This window comes from Microbacterium sp. NPDC091662 (assembly GCF_044756705.1).
GTDB lineage: Bacteria > Actinomycetota > Actinomycetes > Actinomycetales > Microbacteriaceae > Microbacterium.
This window is the reverse complement of record NZ_JBIVTM010000002.1, coordinates 506,862-521,245: the sequence shown is the minus strand read 5'-3', so window position 1 is coordinate 521,245 and position 14,384 is coordinate 506,862. Positions and strand designations below refer to the sequence as shown.

Here is a 14,384-nt window from a genome sequence, read left to right as displayed (position 1 = left end):
GGGCCGCGATGTCGGGCATCGTTTCGGCGTCGTCCCCGCGGCAGAGCCTGAAGAGCGCGGCCGGGTGGGTCAAGCACCTCGTCACCTCGTCACCGTCGCGCTTCGCGATCGTCATCTTCGCTCTGCTGATCCTCGTCTTCACGGTGCTGCTCTCGCTCCCGATCGCCTCGGCGAGCGGAACCGTCACGCCGCTGAGCGACGCGCTCTTCACCGCCGTCTCCACCATCTGCGTGACCGGACTCGCGACCGTCGACATGGCCAACTACTGGTCGCCCTTCGGGCATGTCCTGATCTTCCTCGGTGTGAACATCGGCGCCCTGGGCGTCCTCACCCTCGCCTCGCTCATGGGCATGCTGATCTCGAAGCGCCTCGGACTGCGTGCCAAGCTGATGGCCGCCGGCGACACGAACCCGATGCGCGCACATGGCGGCGTGGTCAACGAGAGCCAGACCGTGCGGCTCGGCGAAGTCGGCCAGCTGCTGACCACCGTCGCCGTCTCGGCGCTCATCATCGAGGCCTCGCTCGCGATCCTCCTCTACCCCGCGCTCGTGATGGCCAAGGTCGACCCGATCGCGGCGCTGTGGGAGGCGCCGTACTTCGCGGCCATGGCGTTCACGAACACCGGGTTCGCCCCGAACGACGGCGGTGTCGCGGTGTTCGCCGACGACTACCTCGTGCTCTCCCTCCTCATGGTGGGCGTGTTCCTCGGCAGCATCGGCTTCCCCGTCATCTACACGTTGGCCAAGCACGTCTGGCACGTGAAGCGCTGGTCGCTGCACACCAAGCTCACACTCGTCACGACCGTCCTCCTGTTCATCCTGGGCGCGGCCGTCTTCGTCATCCTCGAGTTCAACAACCCGAAGACCTTCGGTTCGATGGATGCCTCCGACACCACCTTCCAAGCCTTCTTCCTCTCGGCGATGACCCGTTCCGGCGGCTTCAACGTGATCGAGATGGACGATCTGAACGGCTCCTCCCTGCTCGCCGCCAGCATGCTCATGTTCGTCGGCGGCGGCTCGGCATCGACAGCCGGCGGCATCAAGGTGACCACCCTCGCCGTGCTGGCCATCGCCGTCTGGTCCGAGGCGAAGGGACGCCAGTCGGTCGAGGCGTTCGGTCGCCGCATTCCGAGCGACGTGCAGCGCGTGGCCCTCAGCGTCGTCGCGTGGGGGGCGACCATCGTCGCGCTGTCGACGATCGTCATCGCCCAGATCACCAAGGCCGACATCAGCCATGTGCTGTTCGACGTGATCTCGGCATTCGGCACGGTCGGCCTGTCGACCGGGCTCACGTCGGAGCTTCCCGATTCGGCTTCGTATGTGATGGCCGCGACCATCTTCATGGGCCGCGTTGGTACAGTGACTCTCGCCGCGGCAGTCGCCGCGACATCACGAACGCAGTACTATTCACTGCCCGTGGAAAGGCCGATCGTTGGTTGAAGTCCTCCGGGGCGACGCTCCCGTCCTCGTCATCGGTCTCGGCCGGTTCGGCGCCGCCTGCGCCGGAGAGCTCGACCGCCTCGACCGCGAGGTGCTCGCGATCGACGACAACCTCGAGCTCGTGCAGAAGTGGTCCGACCGGGTCACGCACACCGTGCAGGCCGATGCGAAGAACATCGACGCGCTGCGTCAGATCGGCGCCCAGGACTTCCAGGTCGCGGTCGTCGCGGTCGGGTCCTCGATCGAGGCGTCGGTGCTCATCACCGCGAATCTCGTCGACCTGAAGGTGCCGCAGATCTGGGCGAAGGCCGTCTCCCAGTCACACGGCAAGATCCTCGCCCGCGTCGGCGCGAACCACGTCATCTACCCCGAGCGCGAGGCCGGCGAGCGCGTCGCCCACCTGGTGAGCGGGCGGATGCTCGACTTCATCCGCTTCGACGACGACTTCGTCCTCGCGAAGATGTATCCGCCGAAGTTCATCCGCGGCGTCGGACTGAACGAATCGGGCGTGCGCTCGAAGTACAAGGTCACGGTCGTCGGAGTGAAGAGCCCGGGCAAGCCGTTCCGCTATGCCGAGGCGAACACCATCGTGACGAACCACGACCTCATCATCGTCTCGGGCACCAACAGCGACATCGAGCGGTTCGCCGGCCTCGACCGCTGACACCCCGCCCTCCGGTTTCCCGGCTCCCCCTCGCGGCGGATGTGCGGGCCGTCGCGGCCGTGGTGGGATGGAAGCCATGACCGACCCCACAGCTGCTCCCCCCGTCCTCGCCCTTCGCGGGCTTCGCAAGCAGTTCGGGCAGAAGGTCGCCGTCGACAGCCTCTCCCTCGACGTGCCGGCCGGATCCATGCTGGGTCTTCTGGGGCCGAACGGTGCGGGCAAGACCACGACGCTCGCGATGGCCACGGGCCTCCTGCGTCCGGATGCCGGCACGGCCTGGGTGCTCGGTGCGGATGTGTGGCAGAACCCCGCCGAAGCGAAGGCGCGCATGGGTGTGCTCCCCGACGGCATCCGCATGCTCGATCGACTGACCGGCGCCGAGCTGCTGCGGTACACCGGCCTGTTGCGCGGCATGCCGGAGGCCGAGGTCGTCTCGCGCACAGGTGACCTTCTCGAGGCACTGGGGCTCGCCGACGCACGAGACACCCTCGTCGTCGACTACTCCGCCGGCATGCGCAAGAAGATCGGGCTCGCCTGTGCGCTGATCCACGCGCCCCGACTGCTCATCCTCGACGAGCCCCTGGAGGCGGTCGACCCCGTGTCGGGCGAGACGATCCGACAGATCCTGCGGTCGTTCGTCGACGGCGGCGGAACGGTCGTGCTGTCCAGCCACGTGATGGAGCTCGTCGAATCGATGTGCGACCGCGTCGCCATCGTCGCCGAAGGACGCCTGCTCGCGCACGGCCCCCTCGACGAGGTGCGCGCCGGCCTCTCGCTGCAACAGCGCTTCCTCACTCTCGTGGGGGCACACGACCTCGGGACGGAGACGCTCGCATGGTTGCGCTCCTCGTAAGCCTTCGCTGGCGGCAGCTCCGCCACCAGCTGTCCCGCAATCCGTGGATGATCGTCACCCTGATCATCACGGGCATGGTGGCGCTCGGGCTCCTCGCCGCACTCACCGCCGGGCTCGTCGCGCTGCGCTTCGCCGCGCCCGAAGCTGCCGTCACCGCCATCGTGCTCACCGGCGCGGTGATCGTCGTCGGATGGTGGATCGGGTCGATCCTGGTCAGCGCCGACGACTCGCTCGCTCCCGAGCGCTTCGCACTGCTGCCCGTGACGGCGCCATCGCTGCTGCCGGGGTTCGTCGTCGCGGGCGCCACGACCATCGGCGGCATCGGCACCACGGTCGCGCTGCTGCTGATGCTGCTCGGCTGGTCGGTGAGTCTGCCTGCCCTGTTCAGCGCACTGATCATGATCCCGGTAGCCGTCGTCACGTGCGTGCTCGGCGCCCGCGTGGTGAGCGGCCTCCTCGCCGGATGGCTGGCACGACGCAGCACACGTGACCTCGTGCTCACCCTGGGCGTGCTGCTCGCCGCTTCGTCAGGCCTGATCCTCAACCTCGGCATCGGGGCGCTGACCAAAGTCGGCGACGTCGGAGAGGCGTTCACCTCCATCGCCGACATCGTCGCGTGGACGCCTTTCGGTGCCGTGTTCGGAGTGTCCGCATCGGCCGCGCAGGGCGACCTCATCACCGCGACGTTCCGCCTGCTGATCGCCCTCGCGACGGTCGTCGTGCTGTGGTTCGCGTCGCAGCAGCTGCTGGCCGCACGGCTCGTCTCACCGATCCAGAGCAGCGGGGGCGGGCGGGTGCGTTCCGGGGGCCTGCTCGACCGCGTGCTGCCGGCGAACTCGACGGGGGCGATCGCCGCACGATCACTGCGCTACTTCCGCCGCGATCCACGGCAGCTGGTCAACATCGTGATGCTCTTGCTGCTGCCGGCGATCTTCATCGGCATCGCCCTCATGAACGGCCTGCAGGAGGAAGCGATCGGCTTCGCTCCTGCCATCACCCTGATCCCCGCGATCAACGCGCTGCTCGCCGGAACGATCGTGCAGATGGCGATCGCCTACGACAACGATGCGGTCGCGATGCACATCCTCACCGGGGTCAGCGGTGCCGCTGACCGCGCAGGACGCCTGCTCGGCTTCGGGTTGATCGCGATTCCCGTGACGGTCGTGCTGTGCGTGGCGACCTGCCTTCTTGCAGGACGCCCCGACCTGTTGCCGGGCAGTCTCGGCGCTGCCCTCGGCCTGACGGCGATCGCCGCCGGCGCCGGCGCCTGGGTGGGGAGCTTCCTCCCCGGACGCGCGCCCGCCCCGGAGGCGAACCCCTTCGGACGCGGCTCGTCGGGCGGAGTGCAGTCGTTGCTCGCGATGATCATCATCGGACCGATCACGCTCGCGCTCGGGGCTCCCGCACTCGGATTCGCGATCGCGGCGATCTGGAATCCCGCGCTCGGGTGGGTCAGCCTCGCGTGCGGCATCGCGTTCGGCGCACTGGCGCTCTGGGGTGGGACAGTGCTCGGCGGGAGGATCCTGGATCGTCGTTGGCCCGAAGTGCTCGCCGACGTTTCCAGCGAGAGCTGAGCTCCGCGGAGCGCTTCGTCGGCACCCCGCGGCGACCCGCGACATCAGGCGTACGCGCGAAACCCGCGACATCAGGCGGACGCGCGAAATCAGGCCGAACAACGCTGGATCGGCCTGATTTCGCGCGTCTGCCTGTTTCTGGGCAGGGGCACGCGTCAGGCGTCGATCTCGAGAACGATCTCGATCACGTCGTCCACGTCGAGACCCTCGCGGTCCTGGAGTGCTTTCTTGATCGGCACGATGTATCCGCCGTCCTTCGGCCAGAGGGCGGTGGTCACCGTGGTCTCACCGATCGTGACCGTGGCAGGGATCATCCCCCACCCGTACGTGACGACGGGTGCGATCTCGTGGATCAGTTCACTCTCGACCGCCGGCACCGTGACGAAATGGAAGGGCGCAGGACCGCGCCAGTACCAGATCCCGCCCTCGATCCGCAGTCGCACCGCTCACGCTCCGGCGGCGAGTTCCCTGGCACGAGCAAGAGCCGCGGCCGCAGCATCGGCGAAGGTGCGCTCGAGATGCGCGTCCTGCAATACGGCGACCGCACGCTCGGTCGTCCCCTTCGGGCTGGTGACCCGACGACGCAGCTCTGCCGGGTCTTCGCCCGAGGCGTCGAGCAGAGCCGTCGCACCGATGAAGGTCTGCTCGACCATCAGGCGTGCGTCGGCTTCATCGAAGCCCATACCCACGGCGGCCTTCGTGAATTCCTCGATCAGCAGATAGACATACGCGGGGCCGGAGCCCGAGATCGTCGACAGCGCGTCGATCTGCGACTCCGGCACCTCGACAACTGCTCCGACGGTCTCGAAGAGGCGCTGCACCAGAGCCAGGTCGTCGTCCGACACCGCGGCGCCGGCTGCGAGTCCAGTGACCCCCTTGCGCACGGTCGACGGGGTGTTGGGCATGGAGCGGATGACGCGGGCGTCGGCACCGAGCACGTCGGCGAAGGTCTGCAGCGTGACACCGGCGGCGACGCTCACCACGATCGCATCCGATGCGAGGTGCGGAGCGATCTCGCGGAGCAGGTCGGGCACCATGGCCGGCTTCACGCCGACCAGCACGATGCGCGCACCCGCCGCCGCCTCGGCGTTGCCGTCCGGCCGCTCGGCGAGAGCGATGCTCGTGACGCCGTCGAGTCCGGCGAAGACATGGGCCTTCTCCGCGGTGCGGTTCGTCGCGGTGATGCCGCCGTCGATGTGGATGCCCGAGGCGACAACCCCGCGGAGGATCGCACCGCCCATCGAACCGGCACCGAGGAAAGCGAGCGAAGGAAGCGAGTCAGCCATGTCGTCATCCTACGGCGGGCACTCCGACATCCTCGGGCGGGCGGTTCTAGACTCGTCCCATGAGTGCATCCGGAGGCAACAAGGCCATCGTCGCGGCGTTCCTGGCGAACATGGGCATCGCCCTCGCGAAGTTCATCGCCTGGGCCCTCTCCGGGTCGGCCTCGATGCTCGCGGAGGCCATCCACTCGGTCGCCGACTCCGGCAACCAGTTGCTGCTGATGCTGGGCGGACGCAAGGCCCGCCGCGAGGCCGACCGCGCGCATCCGTTCGGCTACGGACGAGAGCGCTACGTGTATGCGTTCGTCGTCTCGATCATCCTCTTCTCGGTCGGTGGCCTCTTCGCGATCTACGAGGGCGTCGAGAAGCTCACGAATCCGCACGAGCTCGACAAGACGTGGTGGTGGCTGCCGCTCGTGGTTCTCGTCGTCGCGATCGGACTCGAATCGTTCTCGCTGCGCACCGCCGTGCGCGAGAGCAACCTCGTACGGGAGAAGGGTCAGTCGTGGGTGTCTTTCGTGCGTCGCTCGAAGGCGCCGGAACTCCCGGTCGTGCTGCTCGAAGACGTGGGCGCGCTGACCGGACTCACGTTCGCTCTTCTCGGCGTCGGTCTCACCCTGATCACGGGCAACCCGATGTTCGACGCACTCGGCACCGTGATGATCGGTGTGCTGCTGGTGCTGATCGCGATCGTGCTGGGCGTCGAGACGAAGAGCCTGCTGGTCGGAGAGGGCGCGACGCCGGCCGACCACGATCGGATCGTCGACGCCATCAACGCGGGTGACGAGATCGAGAAGATCATCCACATGAAGACGCTCTACCTCGGCCCGGACGAGCTGATGGTCGCGGCGAAGATCGCACTGAACGCCGACAAGCCGCTGCGCGAGGCCGCCGACGACATCAACGCGATCGAGGCGCGCATCCGGGAGGCCGTGCCGGTCGCCCGCATCGTCTACATCGAGCCGGACGTGTACCGCCCGGCGATCGACCCCGAGCCCTCGACCGACGTCTTCGTGCTCAAGTCGTCGGACTGAACGCGGACTCGACATGACGCCGGCGAAACGGCTCCTCGGCCAGACCACTGCGGCGGCCGCCGCGCTGGTCGTCATGCTCTCCGGCTGCTCGCTGAACACCATGCTGTGGGGCGACGATGGAGCCGGGGTGATCGAGACGACCACCGACCTGCTCGATGCGGCGGCGGCCGGCGATGCCGAGTCGTTCATATGCGAAGGCCAGGATCCGGAGCTGCGGGAGCCGGCCGACTGGGAAGGGCTGTCCCCCGAAGAGCCGGAACGATTCGTGGCGGACTACTGGCCCGATCAGGTGCCCCTGGAGCCGAGTTGGAACATCGGCCTCTCCCTCAGCGCCGAGCGGGTGAACGGGGGCGTCGAGTTCCCCGGCTACGTCTTCTACCGGGAGGTCGATGACGGCCTGTGCGTCGTCGACGTCACGTGGTGGACCGTCGAGGAAGGCTGACGCCGCCTCTGATGACGGTGGTGCTCAGCGCCGCTGCTCGAAGAAGGCGCGCAACCGCGCGGTCGCCGCCTCGGCCTGGACGCCGCCGATGACCTCAGCGCGGTACGGCAGCCGCCGGTCGCGCAGCACGTCGTACATGGAGCCGGCCGCGCCCGCCTTGTCATCCCAGGCACCGAACACCACGCGGCTGATGCGCGCCTGCAGGATCGCTCCCGCGCACATGATGCACGGCTCGAGCGTGACCACGAGGGTGTGCCCTTCGAGGTTCCAGGAGCCCACGGATGCCGCGGCACCACGCAACGCCACGATCTCGGCATGGTCGGTCGGATCGTTCGTGGCCTCGCGGGTGTTGCGGCCCTCGGCGATGATGCGCCCTTCACGGTCGAGGACCACCGCACCGACCGGGATCTCCGATGCTGCCGCCGCCTCGTCTGCGAGCGCCAACGCACGCTGCATCGCGTGGTCGTCGGCAGTGGTCATGCGACGAGCCTACGACAGCCGCCGAGCGCGGGTGGAGCCCCGATGTCGTGCCGGACCGCACGGCGCATTACCCTGTATCCATGCGTGTTCACGTCGCCGACCACCCTCTCATCACTCACAAGCTCTCGGTGCTGCGCGACGCGCGCACCCCGTCGCCGGTCTTCCGGCAGCTCACGGAGGAGCTCGTCACGCTGCTCGCGTACGAGGCGACCCGCAACGTGAAGGTCAGCCCGATCGAGATCACGACCCCGGTGACCACCACGATGGGTGTGAAGATCTCGGAGCCGCGCCCGATCGTCGTGCCGATCCTGCGTGCCGGACTCGGCATGCTCGAGGGCCTCGTGAAGCTGCTCCCGACCGCCGAGGTCGGCTTCCTCGGCATGGTGCGCGACGAGACCACGTTCGAGCCGACCACCTACGCCGAGCGTCTGCCCGACGACCTGAGCGACCGCCAGTGCTTCGCGATCGACCCGATGCTCGCGACCGGTGGCTCGCTCGCCGCCGCGATCCAGTTCCTGTTCGACCGTGGGGCGAAGGACGTCACCGCGATCTGCCTGCTCGGCACGCCGGAGGGTGTCGCCGCGATCGAGGCGATGGCGGGCGACCGTGACGTGACCCTCGTGCTCGGCGCGCTCGACGAGCGCCTCGACGAGAAGGGCTACATCGTGCCCGGACTCGGCGACGCCGGCGATCGGCTCTACGGCACGGTCTGAGTCACAGCTCGCCAGCCGGTCACGTTTCGACCGCCAGCCGGTACGCGCGTTCATCTCCGTAGTGGGTGAATCCGGCGCGCGCCAGGATCGGCGCCGAAGTCGAGATTCGGCCCTTGACCAGCGCCGTCTTCGCGCCCCAGGCGGCGCTCTGCCGGAGTCGCTCGGCGAGGACGGCACGATACGCCCCGCGACCACGGTCCTCCTCACGCGTGGAAGCGCCCCAGAGTCGGACGAATCCGTCGACGATCGTGCACCCTCCGGTGCTGACCGCTCGGTCGCCGATCCGCGCGAGGGCCCGGAAGCCTTCGCGAGTCTCGAGCGCGGTCGTCACCTCGGCGAGCTCCTCCTGCAGCCCTTGGGCGTCGAGAGGCTGCTGCTGCCAGACCGGCACATTGATCGCATCGACGTCGCGCACCTGCTCCCGTGTGCGCACGACCTCGACCGTGACGTCGTCAGGGACGTCGACGGCTCTACCGTCGAGCGAGAGGGCGAAGACGGCGACCGTGTCGACGTGCTCGGCCCCTCGCCGTCGCAGCTCGTCCTCCAGGTCCGGCGCGTCGGACGGGTTGGTCCAGAACGTGAACTGCGTTTCGCCCCAGTCTCTCGTCCGCTCCAGCGCATGCTCGACGATCTCCGCGGGCTCGAGGCTCGATTCCACCTGCGAGCCCCGCACCCCACCGCCGAATCTCTCCGGATCCCGCACCAACAGAAGCTCATCGCGCACATGCTCGCTGCCTCGGGGGAACCACACCCATGCGGCAGCCGCACGCAGGATCTCCTCGGCGGTGTGGGCGCCCGTGCCGCCGGTCATTCCGCCGCTCCGACCAGGCGGGCGAAGGCACTGAGCCGGGCAACTCCCTCCGGCGTGTAGGGCAGATCATCCAGCAGCGCGGGCGAGTGGATCAGGTAGGCGACGACCTGCGCGCGGGAGATCGCCACGTTGAGGCGGTTCTGCAGCAGCAGGAACTCGGGCCCGCGCGGAGCATCCCGGCCGCTGGATGCGGCGAGCGAGGTGATCGAGACGACGGCCTCCTTGCCCTGGAAGTTGTCGACCGTGCCCACCGGAACATCGGGGAATCCCGCTTCGGCGAGCGCATCGAGCACCAGCTGACGCTGCGCGTTGTAGGGCGTGACGACGATGATGTCGGAAGGGGCGAGCGGCCTCGCCTTGGCGTGCGGGTCGTTGTCGGTGAAGGTCCGACCGATCAGGTCACGCACGAGCCGTACGACCTCTGCGGCCTCCTCCGGTGACTGGGTGGCGTTGCCGCGATGACGCAGCGGCACGATGTGCAGGCCCGGATCGATGCCGTCGAGCGATCGGAGCTCGGTTCCGGGCGCCGAGGCGAGCTGACCGGCGTAGGCGAGCATCGACACCGGGGCGGCCACGAACGGATGCATCCGCCACGATCGTGCGAGGAAGTAGCCGTACTCGGGTCGTACGACCGGGTCGCCGTCCATCACCCAGCCGAGGGCGGACGTATCGACCGGCTCGGGGTGGGCGCCCTGGCTCACCTGCGGGAGCTGCTGCGGATCGCCGAGGAGCAGAAGCCGCTTCGCCCCGGCAGCGACGGCGATCGTCGAGGCGAGCGAGAACTGTCCCGCCTCGTCGATCACGAGAAGGTCGAGTCCGGAACGGTCGACACGCTGCGTGTTGCTGAAGTCCCAGGCAGTACCGCCGACGACGACGCCCTCGCCTGCATGCTCGGCGAGGAACGATGCCATGCCGTTCTTCGGGATCACGGTGTACGGCGGCTCTGCATCGGGATCTTTCGGCGCCTTCGCCACCTGCGCCGGCGAGACGCCGTCGGCGACGACTCGTGACAGCAGCGTCTCGATGATGGCGTGCGACTGGGCGACCACGCCGATCTTGAAGCCGTGCTCGTTCACGAGGCGCGCGATCACGCGGGAGCCCGTGTAGGTCTTGCCCGTTCCAGGAGGCCCCTGCACCGCGAGATAGCTGCGGTCGAGATCGAGGACACCGCGCACGATCGCGTCGATCGCGTCGTCGCCCGCGGCGGGCAGTGCATCGCCCGAGGCCGTGCGCGGCGGTACCCGACGCAGGATGTCGGTCGCGGCATCTTGCGGGTATCCGGGGGCCGCGGCGTGCACGGCATCGGCCCATTCGTCGATCGCGCCCTGCAGCGAGACCACGCGCGGGGGCGCCGCCGGGGTGAGTGCGAGCGGCAGCTCATCCCAGGTCTGGCCCTGCACAGCCGACTCGGTGACGAGGTAACCGTCGTCGAGCACCTCGGCCACGGTGACCGTGTGCGGCACGTGGACCGCTCGCGACGGCACCTCGGTGTCGAAGGGAGCAGGCACCTCGTAGAGGGCGAAGGGCTGGGAGCCGACACCGAGCGTGGTTCCCGGCGACACCTCACCGCGGATCTCGATGTCGCGCGACATCACTCGACGCCCTTCGCCCACACTCCACTCGCGACGCACGACCGACGACGGGCGATCGATCCTCACCACGTCACGGGTGCCGTCCCACATCGTCACCGGCTCGCGCAGCCGTTGGAAATGCGACACCCAGAAGCTCTTCGCCTCGCGGGGGAAGTAGTCGATTGCCGCGGCGGCGATACGGTGCACGAGCCCGTCGCCGCCGTCTTCCACGGCGCGTTCCGCATCGGCGAGCAGCGCGACGGAGCGGGGGGACGGCTCGTAGATGACCTCGTCGGCGTCGTCAGGCGGCGCGGGCGTCACGCCCTTCTGGCGAGCGATGTCGATGAGCCAGTTGCGCAGGCGTCTCGTCGACACGCAGTCGTAGCGGTTGTAGTCGGCGAGGTCGGCGAGGACCGCGTCGGCCTCGGACTGCTCTCCCGCCGCTGCGAGCTCTCGCGCGGCGACGTACTGCACGATCGAGTCGTCGCCCTTCTGCACATCGCTGGTGCGCACGTCTTCGCCCATGTAGAGCGGTTCGAGCTTCTTGATCGAGTACGACCGGGAGCCGACCCTGACAGTCCGCAGCACGAGCGGATAGAGATCGACGAACACGCCCTCGCGCAGTAGCCGATCGACCTCGCCCTCGCGCACGCCGTGCCGGGCGGCCATGGCCACGAGGTGCGAGGTCTCGTACGGCGCGTAGTGGTAGATGTGCATGCCGGGATGCGCCAGCCTGCGCGCATTGACGAAGTCGAGGAAGGTCTCGAGAGCCCGCTTCTCGTCGGCGAAGGTATGAGCCCACAGTGCCGAGTACTGGTCGGCGTTGTCCACCCAGCCGAAGAGGTAGTCGATCCCCCAGTGCGCCTCGCCGTCGGGTGCGGGCTCGGTGTAGAGGGGGTCGCCCTCGAAGTCGAAGAAGATGTCGCCGTGGCTGGGCAGGGGAAGTGTGTGGATCGCCTGCGCGTAGTGCACGTCGAAGGTCGGTGCGCCTTCCGCGTCTGCACGCAGCTGCAGGCGTGCCTGCGCCCGCAGAGTCTCGAACGTGTCGACGTTCATGCCGGTCGGAGCTTCGGATGCCGCGGCCAGCTCGTCGATCGTCTCGATGCCGGACGCACGCAGGCGCGCTCGCTGCACGGGGCGCATCCGCGCCACCATCAGGAGGTCCCGGTGTGCGAGCACCTGTTCCTCGCAGGTGGCGCAGCGCCCGCAGGCCACGATCTGGAGATCGCCGCGATCATCGCCCCAGGCGAGGGGAACGCCCGTCGCTCCTTCGGCGATGCGCCGATCGGCGATGAGGGCACGCAGTCTCGCCCGTCGAACCTGGAACAGTGGGAGGAGATCGTCGACGGCGTGCGTGCTGAGCGTGCTGTCGCCGAGAATGAGGTCGACCTCGTCGGAGCGCGGAATGCCGAGACGGTCGAGCTGGTCGACATATGCCGCGAGTTGCATGAGAGCCGTGACGCGCGCCTTGCGGGCGAGCTTGGAGTCTTGCACCCGCCAGAGACCGTCGTGATCCTTGCGGAGGAAGTCGGCGAACCCCACGAACTCCTCGGTGGCGAAAGCCGCCTGGAAGACGACCTGCGCATCTGAGCGCAGAGCGGCCACGGTCTCGTCGATCGCGGCGGACAGTGCTTCGGCGTCGACCGACGAGACCTTCTCGATGCGGTGCACGTTCTCATCGCCGAGGTCGTGGATGTACCGCGCGAGCACGTTCTGCTCGTGCACGTCGCCCAGCTCGGCGGCGCGCTTCAGCGTCGCGTCTTCCGGCTCCTCGACCGCGGGGACCCGCCCCAGCTTCGCGTCGATCGCCCGACACCACGCGAACTCGCATTCCGCGGCCGCCTTGAGGTCACTCGCGCTCCAGATGACGCGCTGCGCCTGAGTGTCGATCCGCACGATGCTCCCGTTCTGTCGGATGCTTCGACACTATCCGCGGCATCCGACACGGGCGAAAGCGTATGCGTCTCGGTCGAGCGAGGTCAGCGCCACCAGGTGTCGTCGGGCGCCACCGGAAGATGGCGCTTGTGCTGCGTCGCGAGGTACCTCGCCTCGATGCGGCCGGCGACTTCCGGCGCGACTTCGCGTCCTTCCAGGAAGTCGTCGATCTGCTCGTAGGTGAGACCGAGCTCGTCCTCGTCGGCACGGCCGGGTTGGCCGTCGAGCAGATCGGCGGTCGGAACCTTGAACGCGAGGCGATCCGGCGCGCCGAGGAACTGCAGCAGCGAACGCCCCTGCCGCTTGCTGAGCCCGGACAGCGGCAGGATGTCGGCCGCGCCATCGCCGAACTTCGTGTAGAAGCCGGTCACGGCCTCGGCGGCGTGATCGGTGCCGATCACGAGCATCCCGTCATGGCCGGCGAGTGCGTACTGCGTGACCATGCGGACGCGGGCCTTGATGTTGCCGCGGTTGAAGTCGCTGATGTCGCTCGTGACGGCGAACTCGATGTCTTCCTCGACCCCGTCGACACCGTTCTGGATGTTGACCTCGACCGAGGAATCGGGCGCGATGAACTCGACGGCGGCCTCGGCGTCCGCGGCATCGTGCTGCACGCGGTAGGGCAGACGCACGGCGAGGAACTTCGCCTCGCCTCCCTCCGACCGCACCCGCTCGACCGCGAGCTGTGCGAGGCGTCCGGCCAGCGTGGAGTCCTGCCCGCCCGAAATGCCGAGCACGAAGCCGTTCGCGCCTGTCGAGCGAAGGTACTCGACGAGGAACCCGACCCGACGCTCGACCTCGGCTTCGGGGTCGATCTCCGGCCGGACGCCGAGGTCTTCAGAGATCTGCTGCTGCAACGACATGTCATCCTCCGTCTTGTCCTCGAATCAGTATCGCCCCTGCGTGTTACGCCCGGGTGACGCCGCGCGTTCGGACGTCGCTGTCGGTGAAGACCTGAGAGAATGGGGCAGTGAAACTTCTCGTCGCCGCCCTTGAGTCCGAACTGTCCGCCTTCCCGGAGGAGCTCGACGGCTTCGACCGACTCGTGACCGGCCCCGGCAAGCTGCAGGCGACGTACGCCCTCACCCGCGCGCTCGATGCCAGGGACTATGACGAGATCGTGGTCGTGGGAACAGCGGGAGCGATCGACCCCGGTCTCGAGGCGACCGTGCATGAGGTCGGCACTGCATTCCAGCACGACGTGACCGACCTCGACGGCGTCGCGGGCCAGCACGTCTCCCTTCCGGCGCGCGTGAGCACCGGACGACAGGGCGTTCTGATCGCCACGGGCGACCACTTCGTGGAAGACGCGGAGGTCACCGCCGTGATCCGTCCGTCGGGCGCGGCTCTGGTCGACATGGAGACCTACGCCTACATCTGGGTCGCCGGACAGTTCGATGTGCCGATCCGCGTGTTCCGCGCCGTCTCCGATCAGGCAGAAGACGGTGCGCTGACGGATTGGCGTGAAGCCGTCGCGCGATGCAGCGTGCAGCTGCGTGACTTCATCCGCAGCGAGTACGGCGTCTGAGGGGTCGGACTCCCCGTCGCGCTCGCGTCAGCGGCCTCGATCTCGGGGCGGCCTCGA

14 protein-coding genes are annotated in these 14,384 nt (G+C 68.4%); 8 read left to right on the top strand and 6 right to left on the bottom strand.

All coding sequences use genetic code 11. From position 1 onward, the window contains the following. Nucleotides 1-8 precede the first annotated feature (8 nt). The 4 genes from ACIQLD_RS15780 (at nucleotide 9) to ACIQLD_RS15765 (ending at nucleotide 4,530) form a co-directional block, all read left to right on the top strand. Entirely contained in the window at nucleotides 9-1,439 is a 1,431-nt protein-coding gene (locus ACIQLD_RS15780; protein WP_402609446.1) for a TrkH family potassium uptake protein, read from the top strand. Next, complete coding sequence (locus tag ACIQLD_RS15775) at nucleotides 1,432-2,103, top strand: TrkA family potassium uptake protein (RefSeq protein WP_021198064.1); 672 nt, start codon at nucleotides 1,432-1,434, stop codon at nucleotides 2,101-2,103. The genes ACIQLD_RS15780 and ACIQLD_RS15775 overlap by 8 nt, the downstream gene beginning before the upstream one ends. Nucleotides 2,104-2,179: 76 nt before the next feature. Further along, nucleotides 2,180-2,956 carry an ABC transporter ATP-binding protein gene (locus ACIQLD_RS15770; protein ID WP_402609443.1) on the top strand — a complete coding sequence of 259 codons (777 nt, stop codon included), beginning with the start codon at nucleotides 2,180-2,182 and terminating at the stop codon, nucleotides 2,954-2,956. After that, nucleotides 2,938-4,530 (top strand): hypothetical protein, encoded by a 1,593-nt coding sequence (locus ACIQLD_RS15765; protein ID WP_402609441.1) that lies wholly within the window; start codon nucleotides 2,938-2,940, stop codon nucleotides 4,528-4,530. The genes ACIQLD_RS15770 and ACIQLD_RS15765 overlap by 19 nt, the downstream gene beginning before the upstream one ends. A gap of 155 nt (nucleotides 4,531-4,685) precedes the next feature. On the opposite strand, the gene ACIQLD_RS15760 is transcribed toward ACIQLD_RS15765, so the two are convergent. Then, nucleotides 4,686-4,973: a DUF1905 domain-containing protein gene (locus ACIQLD_RS15760; protein WP_402609439.1), complete on the bottom strand. Its 288-nt coding sequence runs from the start codon at nucleotides 4,971-4,973 to the stop codon at nucleotides 4,686-4,688. A gap of 3 nt (nucleotides 4,974-4,976) precedes the next feature. After that, a complete protein-coding gene (proC, locus tag ACIQLD_RS15755; protein WP_402609437.1) occupies nucleotides 4,977-5,816 on the bottom strand; it encodes a pyrroline-5-carboxylate reductase in 840 nt (279 codons plus the stop codon). A 59-nt stretch (nucleotides 5,817-5,875) separates the two neighbouring features. On the opposite strand from proC, the gene ACIQLD_RS15750 reads away from it, so the two are divergent. Both ACIQLD_RS15750 and ACIQLD_RS15745 read left to right on the top strand, forming a co-directional pair. Continuing rightward, nucleotides 5,876-6,847 (top strand): cation diffusion facilitator family transporter, encoded by a 972-nt coding sequence (locus tag ACIQLD_RS15750; RefSeq protein WP_402609435.1) that lies wholly within the window; start codon nucleotides 5,876-5,878, stop codon nucleotides 6,845-6,847. A 13-nt stretch (nucleotides 6,848-6,860) separates the two neighbouring features. Further along, nucleotides 6,861-7,289, top strand: a complete 429-nt coding sequence (locus ACIQLD_RS15745) for a hypothetical protein (protein ID WP_402609433.1) — start codon at nucleotides 6,861-6,863, stop codon at nucleotides 7,287-7,289. 24 nt (nucleotides 7,290-7,313) lie between these two features. Here ACIQLD_RS15745 and tadA read toward each other — a convergent pair whose 3' ends face one another. After that, nucleotides 7,314-7,769: a tRNA adenosine(34) deaminase TadA gene (gene tadA, locus ACIQLD_RS15740; RefSeq protein ID WP_402609431.1), complete on the bottom strand. Its 456-nt coding sequence runs from the start codon at nucleotides 7,767-7,769 to the stop codon at nucleotides 7,314-7,316. A gap of 80 nt (nucleotides 7,770-7,849) precedes the next feature. Between tadA and upp the strand changes: the two genes are divergently transcribed. Then, the gene (gene upp / locus ACIQLD_RS15735; protein ID WP_017828113.1) at nucleotides 7,850-8,482 is read left to right on the top strand and encodes a uracil phosphoribosyltransferase; all 633 of its coding nucleotides are present in this window, start codon (nucleotides 7,850-7,852) and stop codon (nucleotides 8,480-8,482) included. Nucleotides 8,483-8,501: 19 nt separating this feature from the next. Here the strand turns inward: upp and ACIQLD_RS15730 are convergent, their stop codons facing one another. The 3 genes from ACIQLD_RS15730 to nadE form a co-directional block, all read right to left on the bottom strand. Further along, nucleotides 8,502-9,293, bottom strand: coding sequence for a hypothetical protein (locus ACIQLD_RS15730; protein ID WP_402609429.1), 792 nt, complete (start codon nucleotides 9,291-9,293; stop codon nucleotides 8,502-8,504). After that, nucleotides 9,290-12,760 (bottom strand): TM0106 family RecB-like putative nuclease, encoded by a 3,471-nt coding sequence (locus tag ACIQLD_RS15725; protein ID WP_402609427.1) that lies wholly within the window; start codon nucleotides 12,758-12,760, stop codon nucleotides 9,290-9,292. The genes ACIQLD_RS15730 and ACIQLD_RS15725 overlap by 4 nt, the downstream gene beginning before the upstream one ends. Nucleotides 12,761-12,843: 83 nt before the next feature. After that, nucleotides 12,844-13,662 (bottom strand): ammonia-dependent NAD(+) synthetase, encoded by an 819-nt coding sequence (nadE, locus tag ACIQLD_RS15720; RefSeq protein WP_402609425.1) that lies wholly within the window; start codon nucleotides 13,660-13,662, stop codon nucleotides 12,844-12,846. Nucleotides 13,663-13,769: 107 nt separating this feature from the next. On the opposite strand from nadE, the gene ACIQLD_RS15715 reads away from it, so the two are divergent. After that, on the top strand, nucleotides 13,770-14,327 hold the full coding sequence (locus tag ACIQLD_RS15715) for a nucleoside phosphorylase (RefSeq protein ID WP_402609423.1): 558 nt from the start codon (nucleotides 13,770-13,772) through the stop codon (nucleotides 14,325-14,327). Nucleotides 14,328-14,384: the final 57 nt, after the last annotated feature.